The following is a 19,748-nucleotide window of genomic DNA, read 5'->3' on the forward strand; positions in this document are numbered from 1 at the left end:
CAGATTAGTTGCATCTGCGGGGATTTTTAGAGGATAGAAAAAAGGAAGGATTAGCGATGGTAGTTTAGCCCATGATGGCTTCTACATTGTATTCCTTAACGGAAGGATCATGAGGAATTACTGTTCCTTCAATCTCAGTTCCGTTTACGATAAGCTTCTTAATACCCTTCTGGGCACCGTTGGTCTTAACGGAGATGTTATAAGTTGTTCCTCTGTATTTTCTTGTGAGCTCAAAATCACCAAAATCAGCCGGAACACAAGGATCAACGGATAATCCCTTATGTGTGGGATAAATTCCGAGGATATACTGTGAAATATTAACAAAGGTCCATGCTGCTGTACCTGTAAGCCAGCTGTTCTTACCCTGGCCGAAGAACTTAGCATCCTTACCGGCTACCATCTGGGAGTATACATAGGGCTCTGTGCAGTGAACATCACTGATTTCCTCTACGTAAGCAGGGCAGGTCTTCTTATAAATCTCGAATGCTCTGTCACCATGGCCAAGAACGGTTTCAGCGATTGAAACCCAAGGATTGTTGTGGCAGAAGATACCTGCGTTTTCTTTGTATCCCGGAGGATATGAGCTAACTTCACCAAGTTCGAGGTGATACTCTGTATAAGCAGGCTGAAGGATCATTACACCATACTTGGTATCAAGACGCTCTTCAACGCTCTTAAGTGCCTTCTCTGCGAGGCCTTCCTTAACACCGATACCTGCAAGTACGCAGAAGCCCTGTGGCTCGATGTAGATCTGACCTTCCTTGCACTCGTGTGAACCAACCTTGTTGGAGTGAGCATCATATGCACGAACGAACCATTCGCCGTCCCAACCTGCTGTGCAAACAGCATCGTACATCTTCTTAACTTCAGCACGAGCTCTCTCTGCCTCAGCGTTGTCACCCTTAAGCTCGCATAACTGAGCGTACTCTTCACCGTATTTTACAAACATACCTGCAATGAAAACTGACTCGGCAACGGGGCCTTCGCTGGGACCAAAAGTCTGGAAGGATTCACCGGGATGTGCTGAGAAGCAGTTAAGGTTCAGGCAGTCATTCCAGTCTGCACGTCCGATAAGAGGCAAATCGTGAGGACCCTTGTGGTTAACGATGTAGTCGAAGCTTCTCTTTAAGTGGTTCATAAGAGGTGTTGCAACGCTCATATCATTATCAAAAGGTACTGTCTCATCAAGGATTGACATATCACCTGTTTCTCTAATATATGCGCTGGTACCTGCAATCAGCCACAGCGGATCATCATTGAAGCCTGATCCGATATCGGAGTTACCCTTCTTTGTAAGGGGCTGGTACTGGTGGTATGCACTACCATCTTGGAACTGAGTAGAAGCGATATCAATGATACGCTCTCTTGCTCTGTCGGGAATGAGGTGTACGAAACCAAGAAGATCCTGACAAGAATCTCTGAAGCCCATTCCACGGCCGATTCCGGACTCGTAATAGGAAGCAGAACGTGACATATTGAATGTAACCATGCACTGATACTGGTTCCAGATATTAACCATGCGGTCAACCTTTTCATTACCGGATTTGATGTGGTAGATGGAAAGAAGGTTGTCCCAATATGTATTAAGCTCAGCAAGAGCCTTCTCTACATCAGCATCTGACTGATATTTTGCAAGGAGATCATTTGCACGCTTCTTATTAATGATTCCGTGAGACTCCCATTTCTCCTCCTCAGGATTCTCAACATATCCAAGGATGAAGTTGAAGGTCTTGGTCTCGCCGGGAGCGAGTGTGATGTCAATCTGGTGTGCTGCGATCGGAGACCATCCGCTTGCAACGGAGTTTGTGAGCTTTCCTGCGAAAACAGCGTCCGGATGATCGGGGCCGTTGTAAGCGCCAAGGAATGCATCACGACTGGTATCGATGGCATCAACCTTAGTATTTACGGAATATACTGCATAGTGATTGCGTCTCTCACGATATTCTGTTTTATGGAAAATTGTGGAATCAACGATCTCTACTTCGCCGGTACTTAAGTTACGCTGGAAGTTCTTCATATCATCATCAGCGTTCCAGAGGCACCACTCAACATATGAGAAAAGCTGAATCTTCTTCTCGGAAGAGCTGTTGTTTGTAAGCTCAACGTGAGAAACCTCACAGGTATCACTCATAGGAACAAATGTAAGGACAGAAGCCTTAACACTGTTCTTCTCAGATGTGAACTTACTGTAACCGATACCGTGACGGCACTCGTAAGAATCAAGCTCAGTCTTTACAGGCTGCCAGCCGGGATTCCAAACAGTATCGCCATCCTTAATATAGAAATATTTACCGTTATTATCATAGGGAACGTTATTGTAACGATATCTTGTAAGACGAAGGAGCTTAGCGTCCTTATAAAAAGTATAACCACCGCAGGTGTTAGATATAAGAGTAAAGAAATCCTTATTGCCAAGGTAGTTGATCCAGGGCAAAGGAGTTTTGGGTGTAGTGATTACGTATTCGCGGTTTTTGTCATCGAAAAATCCGTATTTCATCGAAAATCCTCCTAAAAAATCTTAAACGATTAAGCGTTATTTGCTATTGTTGATTATATAGGGATTTCTCATAGATTTCAAGAAAAAAAGGAAATGCGCAAAATGCGCGTTTTCGCAAAGGTTTTCGTTAAAAATGGTCTTTTTTAGCGATTTTATGATCATTTTTAGAAATATTAATAAATTCTTAATATTTATTTTTGTAAATTTGTTACAAAAAGATACAATGTGCACAACAAAATATAAATTTGATATTGATTTAATGGAAAATGTGTTGTATATTCAATTTACGAAAACGATTTAGAAATTTTAAGGGGGATAGATGGCAGCACGTAAGAGAGTTTCATTAAAAGATATAGCAGCTGCGTGCAAGGTATCTGTCGCAACAGTTTCAAAAGCGTTAAACGATCAGGCAGACATCGGACAGGAGACAAAGGATTACGTTCGCAGGACTGCCGAGTCGATGGGGTATTTTCCTAATTTTGCTGCAAAAGCACTAAAAACAAACAGAACCTATAATATAGGACTTTTGTTTATGGATGATTCCCAGAGCGGATTAACTCATAACTATTTTGCCAGAGTTATTGAGAGCTTTAAGAAAAAGATAGAAGAAAGGGGATATGACCTTACTTTTATCAGTAATAACAGAAGCTCACAGGGATATATGTCCTATCTGGCACATGCAAGATACAGAAATTTTGACGGAGTGGCTATAGCCTGTGTGGATTTCTACAATCCGGAGGTTGAAGAGCTTGTAAGAGGAAACATACCGGTTGTTACGATTGACCATGTTTTCAACGACAGATCAGCCATTGTATCCGATAACGTTATGGGCATGAAGGACCTTCTCACATATATATATGAGATGGGTCACAGGAAAATAGCTTACATACATGGTACAGATTCAGCGGTTACACAGAGCCGACTTAAAAGCTTCTATAAAACGGCGATGGATCTGGGGCTGGAGATTCCGGATGAGTACATCCTGGAAGTGGAGTATCGTGATACCGTAGGCGCGCAGAGAGCGACGGAGAAGCTTTTGGAATTGCCGGACAGACCGACATGCATATTGTATCCGGATGATTTTTCATCCTTTGGAGGCATAAATGCAATAAAACTCAAGGGTTTAAAAATACCGGATGATATTTCAATAGCAGGATATGACGGAATCGATATTGCGATGAAGTACAATCCGCAGCTCACAACAATTGTTCAGGATACGGATTTATTAGGAAGAAAAGCAGCCGAAAAGCTCATTGATTCCATCGAGAATCCAAGAACCACACTCAGTGAACAGGTAATTGTTCCGGGGCACCTGAACGAAGGAGAGACTGTAAAGCGTCTCATTTAATAAAGATTTAGAACGGCAAAAGCTGTTTTAAATAAATAACATTCATTTCATTACTTTTATGAAAAGGGAGGTAAAATTTCATGAAAAGAAAGATACTTGGTGTATTGCTTTCTACAACAATGGTTGCAGGAATGATTGCTGGTTGCGGTGGCAACAGTTCAGCACCTGCTACAAGTGAGCCCGCAGCTGAGGAGCCTGCAGCTGAAGAGACAGCTGAAGAGCCCGCTGCAGAGGAGACTGCTGAGGAGCCTGCAGCTGAGGAGACAGCTGAAGAGGCTACTGAGGAAGCAGCTGAAGAGACAACTGAAGAAGTTGCAGCAGATGAGGGTAAGGTACTCAACATCTATGCTTGGAACGAAGAGTTCAAGTCAAGACTTACAGATCACTATAAGGGATATGAAGAGGTTGACGCTACACACGGTAAGATCGGTGATGTAGATGTAGTTTGGAACATCACTCCCAGTGATGACAACGCTTATCAGAACAACCTTGATGAGACACTTCTTAAGCAGGCTGATGCAGCTGATGATGACAAGATCGATCTTTTCCTTGTTGAGGCTGACTACGCTCTTAAGTATGTAGATACAGATTACACAATGGCACTTGCAGATCTTGGTATCTCTGATTCAGATCTTGCAGATCAGTACACATATACACAGTCAATCGTAACAGACAGCAACGGTAAGCTTAAGGGATCTTCATGGCAGGCATGTTCTGCAGGTCTTATCTACAACCGTGACATCGCTAAGGAAGTTCTTGGAACTGACGATCCTGAAGAAGTTCAGGCAGCTGTAGCTGATTGGGATAAGTATGTTGAGACAGCTAAGAAGGTTCAGGAAGCTGGTTACACAATGTGCTCTGTAAACGACACATATCGTACATATTCTAACAACGTATCTGGTAAGTGGGTACAGGATGGCAAACTTGTTATCGATGATAACCTTATGAACTGGGTAAACGACTCTAAGGAACTTGTTGATGCTAAGGCTGAGAACACATATGACCTTTGGGGCGATGACTGGGCAAAGGGCAAGACTCCTGATGGAAAGATCTTCTGCTACTTTGGACCCGCTTGGTTCTTCAATTTCTGCCTTGATGCTGATCAGGATGGCACAGTAGCTAACCAGGGTGGTTGGGGTTACTGTGAAGGTCCTCAGGGTTACTTCTGGGGCGGCACATGGATCTGCGCAGCTACAGGCACAGACAATGCTAGTCTTGTAAAGGATATCATCCTTACAATGACAACAGATAAGGACGTTCTTAAGGAAATCGCACAGCAGGATGCTGACTGTGTAAACAGCAAGACAGTTCTTGGCGAGCTTGCATCTGATGATTCAGGTAACCTTGCTCTTCTTGGCGGACAGAACCCTTATGCACAGCTTGCAGCAGGTGCTGAGACAGTAGATCTTTCAAACCTTTCAGCATACGATCAGGGATGTAACGAAGAGTTCCAGAACGCAGCAAAGAACTACTTCGAAGGCAATGCAACTCTTGACGAGGCACTTGATATGTTCAAGAAGGCTGTAGTTGAGAAGTATCCTGAGGTTACAACAGACTGATATAAATAATAAAGGCAAAAAGCCTGTGAATTAGATTATGAGGGGATTAGCAGGGCGCATGGAGTTTTCCAATGCGCCCTGTATAATGAATATCTTTAATCTGACATTTACGAAACGCCCCAATAGATGATTTGGGAAGAGATAGAAAAGGGGAATGCTTATGAATAAAAAGAGTAAAGTCGTAAGCTACAATAAATGGGGATACATTTTCCTTATTCCTTTTATTGTTGTTTATCTTGTTTTTCAGATGGTACCGCTTGTAACTACCGTCTACAATTCTTTCTTTGAGAATTACCGTTCAGGTCTTACACAGATTGGACCCAACTTTGTGGGACTTAAGAATTATGTAACTATTATTACAAATGGCGATCTGCCGACTTATCTTAAAAACACTTTGATAATGTGGGTTATGGGCTTTGTGCCTCAGATTCTTTTGTCGCTTCTTCTTGGTGCATGGTTCACGGATCCGTCACTTAGACTTAAGGGACAGGCATTTTTCAAAACAGTTATTTACATGCCCAACCTGATCATGGCATCCGCATTTTCAATGCTGTTCTTTACATTATTTGCTAATACAGGACCGATCAACTCACTTCTTTTACAGCTTGGAGTGATCAAAGAGGCATATCAGTTCATGTCTCATGTATGGTCTGTTCGCTCACTTATTGCATTCATGAACTGCGTTATGTGGTTTGGAAATACGACAATTCTTCTGATGGCCGGAATGATGGGTATCGACCCTTCACTCTTTGAGGCAGCTCAGGTTGACGGAGCTACAGCTACTCAGATTTTCTATAAAATAACATTACCGCTGCTTAGACCTATCCTTGTTTTCGTTATGATCACATCACTCATCGGCGGACTGCAGATGTTCGATGTTCCTCAGATTTTGACAAACGGAACAGGTGATCCGATGCGTTCATCAATGACTCTGATCATGTATCTGAATAAGCATCTGTTCAGTAAGAACTATGGACTTGGTGGTGCACTTTCAGTATTTATGTTCATCATTACCGGAATTCTCAGCCTTATTGTATTTAAGTTCACAGCTTCCGGTGAGACAAAGAAGAAACACTAAAATAGAGCATTTGCTTTATTATCATTGATTTAGAGAGGAAAAGAATATGGCAGCTGATTCAAGTATGGCTTTAGAAAATAGAAGCCTTATGGCGGGACAGAAAGAGAATGGTGCTTCTGTTCAGGTCAGAAGAGTAATTTCATATGTTGTGCTGATCCTGGTATCTTTCCTGTGCTTATTCTGGTTCTATGTGCTTTTCATTAACTCAACCAGATCACATCAGGAACTTAGTGCAGGCTTTACAGCAATTCCCAGCACACATCTTATTGAAAACTGGACAAACCTTAAAAATGGTACATTGCCGATTTTTAACGGTATTTTCAACTCGCTTTTAATAGCAGTTGTTACTGCAGTATTATCAACATATTTTTCAACAATGACTGCTTATGCTATTCATGCATATGATTTTAAATTGAAGAACTTTATGTTTACTTTCATCCTTATGGTCATGATGATTCCCGCACAGGTAACTGCGCTCGGTTTCTTACAGTTGATCGGAAAGATGGGACTTGATGATTCATTTATTCCGCTGACAATTCCTGCAATTGCTGCTCCTTCCGTATTTTTCTACATGAAGCAGTATATGGATTCAACTCTTCCGCTATCACTTATTGAGGCTGCAAGAATTGATGGATCAGGTGAGTTCAGAACCTTCAACAGTATTGTATTACCTCTTATGAAGCCCGCTATTGCGGTTCAGGCGATCTTTACCTTTGTAAGTAGCTGGAATAACTACTTCACACCTGCACTTGTGCTTCATACAGATACCAAGAAGACACTTCCTATTCTTATTGCACAGCTTCGTGCAGCAGACTGGCTGAAGTTCGATATGGGACAGGTTTATGTAATGATTGCATTCTCAATCTTCCCTGTAATTATTGTATATCTGCTCCTTTCAAGATACATCGTTGGTGGCGTCACTCTCGGTGGTGTAAAGGGTTGATATAAACTTTATACTTACTCTTTTTAAATAAGCGTTAGTAAAGGAAAACCACGGCATGTTATGTGCCGTGGTTTTCTGCATGTGCGCCTTGCGGCGCACTGTTTTATGTATTTTGTAACAATATATCAATGTAACATCTCAAAACTCTTCAAAGAACCACTGCCGCTTCCTACAAAGGTGAGGTACAGAGCGTTAACTCCGGTTATGGGAGCGAAGCTGCAGGTTCCTTCTTTCCAGATATTCTGGGAATCAACCTTGATTTCTCCGAGGACTTCTCCATCCCATTTTGTTTTCACCTGGACAACTCCGTTGAAATAGCCTCTTGTTTTGATTTTAAGGCCTGTTACAGCCTTCATATCAAAGTATTTGAAGCCCGCTGTGGAATTATTGCAAAACTGTCTTATATAGCCGATTTCGGGATCTCCGTCGCCGCCATCCTGAACAACCCTGGGACCTTCGCCGCCAACGTAGATGTCATGCTTTTCCGTAAACAGATTGCAAGCTATATATGCGGGATATTCGCCTACATCGGATAAAGGTCCGCCGTTAAGGCCGCAGGAGGTTATCTCCGCCTGAATTATGCTTCCATCAGGCTTAAATTCAAGCTTTTCAGCGCATCCCTGTCTGGAATACCAGGTGTTATTTGTATGTCTGTGATAGAAGATATACCATGAATCGCCGATTTGAACCATGCTTCCGTGGTTATTTGCACCTGATGCCATGGACATATCTGCTTTTTTGTAAGAATCGATATGTAAATCACAGTTACTTACAATAACACCGCCATAGGTAAACGGTCCCTCGGGACTGTCGGAAGTAGCGTAGCAGAGCTCATGCATTACTTCTGAGGAATAGATAAAGTAATATTTTCCGTCTTTTTTCCTTATAGAAGGTGCTTCGAAGAAAGCATGTCCTTCATATTCAGTTCCTTTGCTGTAGCAGCTACCGGGAGCAACGATTACGGGAGCTTTTTCTACTGTAAGCATGTCCGGACCAAGTACTGTCAGCATAGCACCGTGTCTGGATTTATCACCATGTCCGCAGAAGCCGGTGAAGAGATAAGTCTTATCGCCTTCTGTAAGTACTCCGGGATCAAACTGAGGCTCGTCGCCTTCTTTATCGCCGAGTTTTGTTCCGTCCGGATAGTGAACATATCCGAGGAATTCATATTTTCCTGCGGGAGTATCGCACACTGCAACAGAAACGATTGATATTTTATCAAGTACATAGTATAGGTAATATCTGCCATCGGGGCCCACAGTCACGTCAGGGGCATAGAGGCACATGTGGCCGTCCTTGTTGAGCGGATCAGAGGTCTTTGGATAGATAACTCCTTCGTAGTGCCAATCTCCGAGATTGGCAACTGGAGCGGACCAGCATACATAGTCGCCTAGGCAGAAAGTCTCGCCATTATACAGGTCGTGTGAACCGTATACATAGACTCTGTCGCCGAATACATAAGGTTCTCCGTCCGGAATGTATTCCCAGGAGGGAAGATAGGGGTTAACTGCCTGCTTTTTACCTGTTATTCCAAGTCTTATGCCGCCTTCCTTTTGAGGAGTGGCACCTCTGCCATCAAATACCATCTCAGCGCGATTTTTATCGGTGTAGGGCTCCCATACGGGAAGATCTTCGCCGTCCCATCCTTTTCCGTTAGGATCGCCGGTTTTAATAAAGTTGGCAAACATATCGCACATTTTTCTTGCGAGTTCAAAATGTCTTCCCTCAAAGGGTCTCCAGCATTTTCCAAGAGACTCAAAGAAGAACCAGAGGTCTACGGAATGGAAGGTTCCGGGGGTGTCATCGCCCGGGATATCGGGATCAAATCTGTAATAGTAGTGATTCTGATTTCTGCCGTTTTTCTCTGCATCAAGGAAGACAGTCTTAACAGACAGCTCTACGCTGCTTTCGCCATCGATCTGGAACTCGTCTGTGGTATTTCCGGAAATAACCGGTACCGGAGCATTTCTTCCCTCAAGGAACTTTACGGCAGGATCCTCCTTGCAGAATATGCCGTCCTGAATAGGGAACATGCGGGGATGAGACTGCGCAAACTCACCATATTTTTCTCTGAGAGTAAAGACATCAATTTTTCTTGCTTCTTCAAGCGTTTTTACTCCGACAAATTCAAAGAATTCTTCACCGAGCTTCTCAGCCTTAGGCAATTCAAGGGGTTTAAAAATATCATCTGTCATTTTTGGATGATGAATCATGCCGCTAATAACAACGGCACCCTTGATTTTGTCGAAGTTATCATCGCATGCGAGTTGGTGCATTGTGCTGCCGCCACCTGCAGACTGACCTGCGATAGTAATCTGATTGGGATTTCCGCCAAATGCGGCAATGTTTCTGTAAACCCACTCGAGACCTGCTTTCTGGTCGAGAAGGCCGAAGTTTCCGGGAGCATCCGGTGCTTCCTTCGTTATCTCCGGGTGAGAGAGGAAGCCAAGGTGATTTAAGCGATAATTAACGCTAACAACAACGATTCCGCGTCTTGCTAGCTTTTCGCCATCGAATTCCATCTCAGCTGTGTAGCCCCACTGAAAACCGCCGCCGAAGTACCATACTAGTACGGGGAGCTTTTCGTCTGTCTTTTTTGCAGGAGTCCATACATTTAAGTACAGGCAGTCCTCATCCATCGGAATTTCGGGATCAACGTGCCACTCTCTGCAGTAAATGTCGGTTCCAAGGCCCGGGGTATCCTGCACGGAAATGGGGCCGTATTCATAGGCGTTTAGTGTGCCTTCCCAGTCTTTGCAGGGCTGAGGTGCACGCCATCTGTTTTCGCCAACAGGCGGAGCAGCGAAGGGGATTCCCTTGTAAACGGTTATTCTGGGATCTGAGCCCGGAAGGCCTTTAACCGCTCCGTTTTCAACTTTAGTCTGTCTAAGCATTTCTTTTAATCCTCCATTTAAAGTTTCCTACTTTATACCTATTCTCTATTTTGATTGTAGCTATATTGGATTTCCGAGGTCTATGCGAATCTTGCTTTTTGTTTTCTAAAGATTGCTATGCACTACGCAATTTATGCAAAAAAATCAGCAATTAGTTTGTGGAAAGTAATGCCTGTTATCAATAAAATTTATTGTAGATTGGTATAAATATAGGGATTTGCGGTTTTCGCAAGATTTGGGAGGCAGTAATGCAGGTTTTAGAAGAAATGAACATGAAGGAAGTTTTTGCTAATATAAAACTTTCTAAAGCGGTAAAGGGTCTGTCTGAGCATAACCCGGTTATGACGCAGAGATTTGGTGCAGATCCGTATGCGCTTGTTTACGACGGAAGGGTTTATCTGTATATGACAGGAGATAAGCCTATGTATGATGCTGATGGCAAGCTTTTGGAAAATACATACAGCAATATTAATACAATATGTGTTGTATCATCCGAGGATCTTGTGAACTGGACCGATCATGGTACTGTCTATGCGGCATCAGAGACCGGTGCGGCAAATTGGGGTGCTAATTCTTGGGCTCCAGCTGCGGCATATAAAAATATTGATGGAAAAGACAAATTTTTCCTTTATTTTGCAAATAATGGAAATGGAATAGCAGTTCTGTCCGCGGACAGTCCGGTAGGTCCGTTCACGGATCCTATTAACGGGCCGCTTATTTCCAGACAGACACCTAATTGCGCGGAGGTTACATGGCTTTTTGATCCCGCAGTTTTAATGGATGATGACGGAAGCGCTTATTTATATGTAGGAGGCGGTGTTCCTTCTCTTGAAATGGCTGCAAATCCGGGTACGGCAAGAGTTGTAAAACTTGGCGACGATATGATCAGTCTTGCTTGTGATCCTCAGCCTATTGAGAATGTTCCTTTCCTGTTTGAGGATTCCGGAATCAATAAGATGGGCGGGAAGTATTTCTATTCATATTGCTCAAATTTCAGCATGATGCCAGAAGATGAGGAGAAGGAAGGATATTTACAGGGAGAAATTGTAACACTTGTGTCCGATTCACCTATGGGACCGTTTAAGCGTTATAAGCCTGTTTTAAGAAATCCTGAGCATTTCTTTGGGCTTGGCGGAAACAACCATCATTGCATGTTTGAGTTTAAGGGAAACTGGTATATCACATATCATGCCCGTATTCTTGAGGAAGCGATGGGAATGAATGGCGGATACAGAAGTACAAATATAGATGTACTTGAGATTGAAAATGGCGGTCCGTCCGTTTCAAAGGGAACCCGAAACGGAGTTGCACAGCTTTCTCACCTTAATCCGTATGATGAGGTAAAGGCAGTGACCATGGCAAATTCTGCCGGAATAGACACTGTGCAATATGGTGAAGAGGCAGAGAGATGCGGTTCGGGTGATATGATTGTCACTGGGATGAGTGATGGAAGCTGGATTGGCGTTAGCGGAGCTGATTTTGGAAATGAAGAGCCTTTTGAAATCTGTCTTAAAGTCGGCGGCAATGGATCAGGTGCTATCCGCGTGAGCCTGGACAGACCGGACGGCGAGGTTCTTGCCTATGTTCCGGTGGAGGCACAGGACAATGAGGTAGCGGATGTGTTTGTCTCTTTGGATAAGACCCCGAGCGGAGTACACGATGTATTCTTTACTTTTGCCGGAGAAGGATATGAATTACATTCATGGAGATTTGTGAAATGATTAAAGAGAAGGTTTCCTTAGGGACAATAAATCCTATAATTCCGATGGATTATCCGGATCCGGATGTAATTCGTGTTGGGGATGTATACTATCTGGCCACTACAACTATGCATTTTTTTCCGGGATGTGAGATATTGAGATCATATGATCTGCTTCACTGGGAACACGCATCTTATGTATATGACAGGCTTGATGATACGCCCGGACAGCGACTTGCGGATGGTGAGAATATCTACGGAAAAGGTATGTGGGCTCCGTGTCTCAGATATCATAACGGTAGTTATTATCTAAGCTTTTGCGCTAATGACACGCAAAAGACGTATTTGTATAAGGCGGATTCAATTACAGGTCCATGGAAGAAGCAATATATTGAAGGTTTTTATCATGATGCGAGCATTTTGTTTGATGATGACAGGGTTTTTATCGCATTTGGTAACAGGGAGATAAAGCTGGTTGAGCTTGACAGTGACCTCAAGGGACCCAAGGAAGGCGGACTTCAGAGGGTGCTTGTGAAGGAGGAAGGCAATAATTTTCTTTCATATGAAGGGTGCCACTTCTACAAGATAAATGATAAATACTATCTTTTCCTGATACATTCTCTGCCGGACAGATGGATGAGAACGCAGAATTATTTTGTTTCATCTTCTCTTGAAGGTGAATTTCGTGGGGGAGAGATATTTTGCGACGATATGGGATACTTCGGACAGGGAGTTGCCCAGGGGGGTATAGTGGATACTCCGGACGGACACTGGTTTACAATGCTCTTTCAGGATAGGGGCGGAGCCGGAAGAACACCGTTCCTGTTGCCGCTTCGATGGAAGGGAGCAGTTCCGTTTATAGAGGAAAATGGCAGACTTCCTGCAGAGATAGAGCTGTGCAATGCAGATCCCGGCTATGAATATCTGCCGCTTTGCGGAAGCGATGATTTTAGCGAAAGCGGGAAGATATCTGATGTGACTGATGGAAGAAAAACTGAAAAGCGGGAATATGACTGCTTTGGCATGAAGAGCTTTTGGCAGTTCAATCACCAGCCGGAGATGTCTCTTGTAAAGCAGGACACAAAAAAGAAAAGATTTCTCATACAAACCGACAGGCTTTGTGAGAGGTTTGATAAGGCGATAAACTCTTTGACGCAGAGAATGACGCTGCCTCGAAGCAGAGCAAGTGTTATTGTAAATGTCGAAGGATTAAAGGATGGTGACAGGGCCGGAATCGGCATTTTGTGTGAAGAATACTGCTATCTTGCCATTGAAAAGACAGAAAAGGGCAACGAGCTGCTTCTTATCTCCAACGAGGAGGGAAAAGAAGTAGAGAAATGCAGAGAATTTTTGGGAAATGATAAAGCTTATGCTTTCAGAATAGATGCAAATACCTTTGCACCTGTCGGTAATGCGACGGTATTCTGGAGGAAGCTTTCCGAAAAAGATTTCAATCCGATTCCATTTTCAAAGAGTCTTAAATTCACTCTGGCGCACTTTACCGGCTGTAGATTCGCGCTGTTTATGTTTAGTAAAAAGAACATCGGCGGAGAAGCTGCATTTTCAGAATTTAAATATGAGGTGTATTAAAAAACAGGGAAACGCTTATATGGGCGTTTCCTTGTTTGGCTGTGCGCCTAGCGGCGCACGTTTCTTAATAGTAGTTCTTTAATCAAATTATACTTGTAGCAAAGGAGTCTTTTTCAATTGCCTGCTCATTGGCATCCGCTGCGTCATTTTTGTTATGGCTGAAGAGTGCTCTGTACTCTCCGGGAGTGCATCCTTTCTTGGCCTTGAAGGTTCTGTTAAAGGTAGAAATGCTCGAAAATCCGGCCTGAAGAGCAACATCTGTTATTGAAAGATCGTGCTGTGAGAGCAGGATTTCAGAGGCTTTGATGCGGCGACCTATAAGATAATCGTAAAAGGTGCTGTTCATGTACTCTTTGAAGAGTCTGGTGAAGTGGAACTTTGAAAAACCGCTGAAATCAGCAACTTCATCAAGGGTAAGGTCTTCGGTATAATGTTCGTCAATATATTCAAGAACGCCGTTAAGTCTTGTGAAATAATCTCTCCTCTTGTTCGGGCTGCTCTCAGTAAACAGATGAATCTGGTTGAGCTGACATCTGGTTAACAGGGTAAAAGCCTGAAGGAGATTAGCATAAATTGAAAATTCATAAAATTCCGTATTCTGGAAATATTCGTTCCAAATCTGTGTGAAAAGGTCATAGATTTCGCTGTAAACAGGCGCATAACTCTCGGGAGTTATGTGAATGCAGCTGTTTTTTACAAACAGCATACCGGTATAGTCCTTGACCTGTGAGAAGAAATCTACATTAAAAAGGCATATGAAGCGAGCTCCGCTCTCGGGAGCATGAAGATGGTGCATTTTACGGGGAGAAATCATGAGAATTTCTCCGGGAAGCACGTGATGAGGCTCGTTATCTATATCCACATCATAATAATTATCGATGGGAATGATCACTTCCATAGCATCGTGCCAATGGGGCAGATAATCACTGGTCTCGACATTATACCAGATGCGAACGGACGCATCCTTGGGGAAAATACTGTTTTCCTTTTCGGCGACCATGACCCTGTTTCTGAAATCGGTATTCTGCTGATAAAAGTTAAGATTGAGATTTTTCTTGCTGTTCTTCATAGTACCCTCTTAGTTATAAAACCAATATTCGACAAATAGATATTTGCTATTTATACGCAATTATTGCGAAACGCAATCTTTTATTTCCGTACTTTAGCATATATTGCTGGATATAGTAAATAGAAAAAGCCCTATTTTAGCAAGTTTGTGAAATGCGTACAAGAAATGCATGCAAAATTTGGACTTAAAAAAGCAATAAGTGAGGATTAAATAGCAACAACAAAGAAGAAAAATTTTGCTCAAAGTTGTAGCCCACATTTTGCGATTATGAACAGAATATGTTCTATATATAAACTAATTATTAAAAAGGGGTGCATGTAAAAATACAGTATTGTATAATATTAACAAAAAGTGACTCCGTTTTTTGGGAAGTGTCTAGCAATAAGCGCGTATGGAAAAGCAAAATATGATAAGCATATTATTCTGTAAACGGCTAAACTTTAGTAACAGTACAGCTTTTAAGACTTTTAGCAAATTTTGAGAAGTAGAAAGGAATATTTCGGGATGAAATATGATCTTATAAAGCGCCGAAGGGTTGACGTCGCGGCATTACTGATGGCAGCGGCAATAATCGGTACAGGATGCGGACAAACCCCTGTAGGAAGCACTACTGAGACAAATAATGCGGAGGAGATAACCGCAACATCTGACGATTCAAATAATGAGCAGCCAGACACTGCAGATGAAGATGGTAATAATGAAGCTTCTAATATAGAAGAAAGTGCTGAAGAAGAAACGGAAGCAGAAGAAGCTGAAGAGGAAAAGAACGACGAAGAAAACGATGATAGCGCTAAAGAGAGCGAGGAGGAAGAGTTGCCTGCACTAAAGGACAGTGTTGAAAAAACAATGGGATGCAGGTTCGGATGTGCAATAACAGGGCAGGAGCCTTGGGATCTGAGCGTTTGGGATATAGTAACCAAGCATTTTAATTGTGTAACACTTGGAAATGAGTTGAAACCGGATTCGTTGTTCGGATACAGTAACGGAAAGTGTCCGGGGACGGAAGAAGCCGAGCTTAACGGCGAGACGATAACAGTTCCGGTTCTTACTTTTAAGAATCCCGAGAAGATTCTCGACAAGATACTTAAGTGGAACGAAACTCATCCGGATCAGGCGCTGCAGGTAAGAGGACATGTTTTGCTGTGGCACTCACAGACTCCCGAGTGGTTCTTCCATGAGGATTATGATAAGGAAAAGCCATATGTGACAGCCGAAGAGATGGATAAGCGTCAGGAATGGTACATAAAGTCAGTGCTTGAACATTTCGTTGGTGAAGATAGTAAATATAAGGATCTGTTCTATGGATGGGATGTTGTAAATGAAGCGATTTCCGATTCGACAGGAACCTACAGAACGGATACGGAGAGGCCGGATGAAGATCTCTCAGAGGATACACATGGCGGCAACTCAAGCTGGTGGCACGTATATCAGAACGAAAGCTTCATTATAAATGCTTTCAAATATGCAAATAAATATGCACCTGAGTCACTTGAACTTTATTACAACGATTATAACGAGTGTAATGCCAAGAAGAGAAGCGGAATCTTAAAGCTTCTCGAAGCGGTAAAAGCTGAGGAGGGTGCTCCCGGAGAGGGAACAAGACTTACGGCGATGGGTATGCAGGGACATTACAGCGTAAGCGGTCCTTCAACAGCTGAGTTTGAGACTTCTGTAAAAGCATACGGAGAAGCGGTTGGAAATATTCAGATCACGGAGTGGGATCTTTCGGCCAGTGATTCTTATGACAGCAGCGATCCGGCATCGGTTGAGGCTGAGTACGAGAAGAACAGAAAGCAATACAACCTTCTATATTATGTACTTAAGTCAGCACAGAAAGCCGGAACCGCAAAAGTGACAGGAATGACTTTCTGGGGAACCATTGATAAGTATTCATGGCTTCAGTTCCGCTCCAATGTAGGCGGTGGTAATAAATCGGGACAGTCACAATGCCCGCTTCTATTTGACAGTAAATATGAGCCTAAACCGAGTTTCTGGGTATTTGCAGAGACAGATTCGGAATAAAAGAATTTGGTGGATAACATGAAAAAGACTTCCAGAACAATTTTAATTGTAGTCGGCGTTTTAGCAGTTCTGATTGGAATATGCGTACTTCTGTCGATGAGAGATGTGGATGATTTCCATAATAAATATGAAGGATCAGATCTTTCGGTTGATGTTGAAGGTATGGAAAGGACAGGAACCTACACACTTTACCTGAATGGACATGCAGATGCAGATAAACCGAGTGAGTCAATAGACATTGATCTGTATGATAATCAGAGCGAAGGAGATGTTCATGAGGAGGACAGTCCTGAGGGAGATGTAGAGAAAGCTCTCTACACAGAGACAGGATCCAAGGTGACTTGGAAGGTCAATGTACCTAAGGCTGGATTGTATAACCTCTATGTTAACTACTTCCTTCCCGAATCCAGAGGAGTTCCGGCAGAGAGATCGGTTTTGATCAATGGGGAAGCGCCTTTCGAGGATGCAAGAAACATCACATTCACAAGAATATGGACTGATGGCGGTGATGTTAAAGTAGATAATCAGGGTAATGAGATAAGACCTACACAGACAGAGGTTTTTGACTGGCAGAGTGCATACTTCAGAGATGACATGGGATTCATTACAGAACCTTATCAGTTCTACTTTGAACAGGGCGAGAATGAACTCACACTCGAAGCGGTAAATGAGCCGATGCTTATTTCAGAACTTCAGGTTAAGGCAATTGAACAGCCCAAGACATACGCAGAGTATTCTGCAGAGGTTGGTGGCAAGGACGGTTCAGATACAGCCAAGACATTTATTCAGACAGTACAGGGTGAAGATTCAACATTAAGATCAGAATCTTCATTATATGCAAAATATGACAGATCTTCACCGACAACTGTTCCCAACAGTGTTACACATACAGTTCTTAACTATGTCGGTGGTGACAGCTGGAGAAGTTCCGGACAGTGGATTGAGTGGGATGTTGAGGTTCCTGAGGATGGATTATACAACCTGATGATTAAGGGACGTCAGAATTACTCGAGAGGTTCTGTATCAAGCAGACGAGTTCTTATCGATGGCGAGGTTCCTTTTGACGAACTTAACGAGGTGTCATTCCCGTTCGAAAACGACTGGAACAGCTTAACACTTGCAGATGAAAACGGAACACCTTACAACATTTTCCTCACAAAGGGTACACATACAGTAAGACTTGAGGCTACCCTCGGAGGACTTGGTGAGATCCTTGAAGAGCTTGAGGATTCAACCTACAGACTCAACCAGATTTACAGAAGAGTACTTGTATATACAGGAGCAAATCCTGATATTTACAGAGATTATCATATTGAAAAGACCTATCCTGAAATTATGGAAGCTATGGATCTTGAATCCAAGCGTCTCTATAAGATAGTAGATGACATGGTTGCATTCAGTGGACAGAAAGCAGATCAGATAGCATCAGCGCAGACAGTAGCGCAGCAGCTTGAGAGATTCTGCAAAAAGCCTCAGAAGATAACCACAGAGTTTACAGCATTTAAGGATAATATCACAGCACTTGGTACCGCATCACTGAACATGAGTGATACAAAACTGGATATCGATTATCTGGTAGTATCAGGTACCGGAGTACAGCCTAAGAAAGACAAGGCAAACTTCCTTTCAAAGAGCGGACATGAGATTAAGTCTTTCGTAGCATCATTCTTCGTTGATTACAATTCAGTCGGTGATGTATATGATGCAAACGGATCAGATAAAGTAGTTAAGGTTTGGATACTTACAGGACGTGATCAGGGTACAATTCTTAAGTCAATGGTAGATGATACCTTTACACCTGAGAGCGGAGTAAAGGTTAACGTAGAAATTGTTGCACCTGATGCGCTGCTTAACGCAGTACTTGCAGGAAGAGGACCGAACGTAGTTCTTTCAGTCGGTGCCGATCAGCCTGTAAACTACGCACTTCGTGGTGCTGCAGAAGATATTACACAGTTTGAGGGATGGGAAGATGTTCTTGCTCACTATTCCGAGAGCTCATATGAGCAGTACAGACTTGACGGGCACGTATACGGAATTCCGGAGACACAGACCTTTAACGTAATGTTCTATAGAAAAGACGTACTTGAAGAGCTTGGACTTGAGCCTCCGCAGACCTGGCAGGAACTTATAGAGATGATGCCCACAATTCAGGGCAGCAACCTCTCAGTCGGAATACCTACCGCAGCAGGTAACAGTGGTTCAGCAACAGCTTCAACCGCTATCATGTCAAGCACACCTGATCTTTCAATGTACTTCTCACTGCTTTACCAGTATGGCGGCGATATGTACAACGATAATGGTACAAAGACAACCGTCAATACCGAGGCAGGCGTTAAGGCATTTGATGATTATGTAAGATATTTCAACGATTATGGTCTTCCGGTTATCTATGATTTCGTAAGTAGATTCAGATCGGGAGAGATGCCGATAGGTGTAGCACCTTATTCAACATATAACACACTTATGGTATCAGCACCTGAGATAAGAGGTCTTTGGGACTTCACACTTATACCCGGAACAGAGAAATCCGATGGAAGCATTGACCGTTCAGATTTCATCACCGGTAGTGCAACAATGATGATCAAGGAAGAGGATGAAGAGCTCAGACAGAATTCATGGGAATTCATGAAGTGGTGGGCTGAGCCTGATACACAGATCAGATTTGGTCGTGAAATAGAGGCTCTCCTCGGTTCTTCAGCAAGATATGCTACAGCAAACAGAGACGCATTTAAGAATCTGTCCTGGAGCGCAGAAGACATAGAAGTACTTGATGATCAGTGGGATCAGACAGTTGGAATCAGAGAGGTTCCCGGCGGATACTTCACCGGACGTCATATCTCCAACGCGATACGTAAGGTAATAAATGAAAAGGTTGACTCACGAGAGACAATCATTGACTACTCGATCCTGATAGATGAAGAGATTGTAAAGAAGAGGAAAGAGTTTGGTATGCCGGTTGAATAATAGACCGGTACGGGCACAGAAATCCGAGATATTTAGGAGAGAAAGAATGAAAGAGTATCTTCAAAAATACTTCACCCTGCGCAAA

At 43.0% G+C, this 19,748-nt stretch carries 11 protein-coding genes; 8 read left to right on the top strand and 3 right to left on the bottom strand.

What is annotated here, in order from left to right:
* Window positions 1-64: 64 nt before the first annotated feature.
* Window positions 65-2,497, bottom strand: a complete 2,433-nt coding sequence (locus G596_RS0107480) for a GH36-type glycosyl hydrolase domain-containing protein (RefSeq protein WP_022761218.1) — start codon at window positions 2,495-2,497, stop codon at window positions 65-67.
* Between the two features lie 319 nt (window positions 2,498-2,816).
* Between G596_RS0107480 and G596_RS0107485 the strand changes: the two genes are divergently transcribed.
* From G596_RS0107485 to G596_RS0107500, 4 genes are all read left to right on the top strand, one after another.
* On the top strand, window positions 2,817-3,845 hold the full coding sequence (locus tag G596_RS0107485; RefSeq protein ID WP_022761219.1) for a LacI family DNA-binding transcriptional regulator: 1,029 nt from the start codon (window positions 2,817-2,819) through the stop codon (window positions 3,843-3,845).
* An 80-nt stretch (window positions 3,846-3,925) separates the two neighbouring features.
* On the top strand, window positions 3,926-5,404 hold the full coding sequence (locus G596_RS0107490; protein WP_022761220.1) for an ABC transporter substrate-binding protein: 1,479 nt from the start codon (window positions 3,926-3,928) through the stop codon (window positions 5,402-5,404).
* Between the two features lie 160 nt (window positions 5,405-5,564).
* On the top strand, window positions 5,565-6,482 hold the full coding sequence (locus G596_RS0107495; protein WP_022761221.1) for a carbohydrate ABC transporter permease: 918 nt from the start codon (window positions 5,565-5,567) through the stop codon (window positions 6,480-6,482).
* 88 nt (window positions 6,483-6,570) lie between these two features.
* Complete coding sequence (locus G596_RS0107500; protein ID WP_026498149.1) at window positions 6,571-7,425, top strand: carbohydrate ABC transporter permease; 855 nt, start codon at window positions 6,571-6,573, stop codon at window positions 7,423-7,425.
* Between the two features lie 125 nt (window positions 7,426-7,550).
* On the opposite strand, the gene G596_RS25850 is transcribed toward G596_RS0107500, so the two are convergent.
* On the bottom strand, window positions 7,551-10,319 hold the full coding sequence (locus G596_RS25850; RefSeq protein ID WP_022761223.1) for a carboxylesterase family protein: 2,769 nt from the start codon (window positions 10,317-10,319) through the stop codon (window positions 7,551-7,553).
* A 248-nt stretch (window positions 10,320-10,567) separates the two neighbouring features.
* Between G596_RS25850 and G596_RS21380 the strand changes: the two genes are divergently transcribed.
* Together G596_RS21380 and G596_RS0107515 are read left to right on the top strand one after the other, a co-directional pair.
* Window positions 10,568-12,040: a glycoside hydrolase family 43 protein gene (locus tag G596_RS21380; protein WP_022761224.1), complete on the top strand. Its 1,473-nt coding sequence runs from the start codon at window positions 10,568-10,570 to the stop codon at window positions 12,038-12,040.
* On the top strand, window positions 12,037-13,608 hold the full coding sequence (locus tag G596_RS0107515; protein WP_022761225.1) for a glycoside hydrolase family 43 protein: 1,572 nt from the start codon (window positions 12,037-12,039) through the stop codon (window positions 13,606-13,608). The genes G596_RS21380 and G596_RS0107515 overlap by 4 nt, the downstream gene beginning before the upstream one ends.
* Before the next feature lie 82 nt (window positions 13,609-13,690).
* Here the strand turns inward: G596_RS0107515 and G596_RS21385 are convergent, their stop codons facing one another.
* On the bottom strand, window positions 13,691-14,677 hold the full coding sequence (locus G596_RS21385; protein ID WP_081646678.1) for a helix-turn-helix transcriptional regulator: 987 nt from the start codon (window positions 14,675-14,677) through the stop codon (window positions 13,691-13,693).
* A gap of 504 nt (window positions 14,678-15,181) precedes the next feature.
* Between G596_RS21385 and G596_RS0107525 the strand changes: the two genes are divergently transcribed.
* Window positions 15,182-16,699, top strand: coding sequence for an endo-1,4-beta-xylanase (locus G596_RS0107525; RefSeq protein WP_022761226.1), 1,518 nt, complete (start codon window positions 15,182-15,184; stop codon window positions 16,697-16,699).
* Between the two features lie 18 nt (window positions 16,700-16,717).
* Window positions 16,718-19,663 (top strand): extracellular solute-binding protein, encoded by a 2,946-nt coding sequence (locus tag G596_RS0107530; RefSeq protein ID WP_022761227.1) that lies wholly within the window; start codon window positions 16,718-16,720, stop codon window positions 19,661-19,663.
* Window positions 19,664-19,748 lie beyond the last annotated feature (85 nt).

It is taken from the genome of Butyrivibrio sp. AD3002 (assembly GCF_000420905.1).
Lineage (GTDB): Bacteria > Bacillota > Clostridia > Lachnospirales > Lachnospiraceae > Butyrivibrio.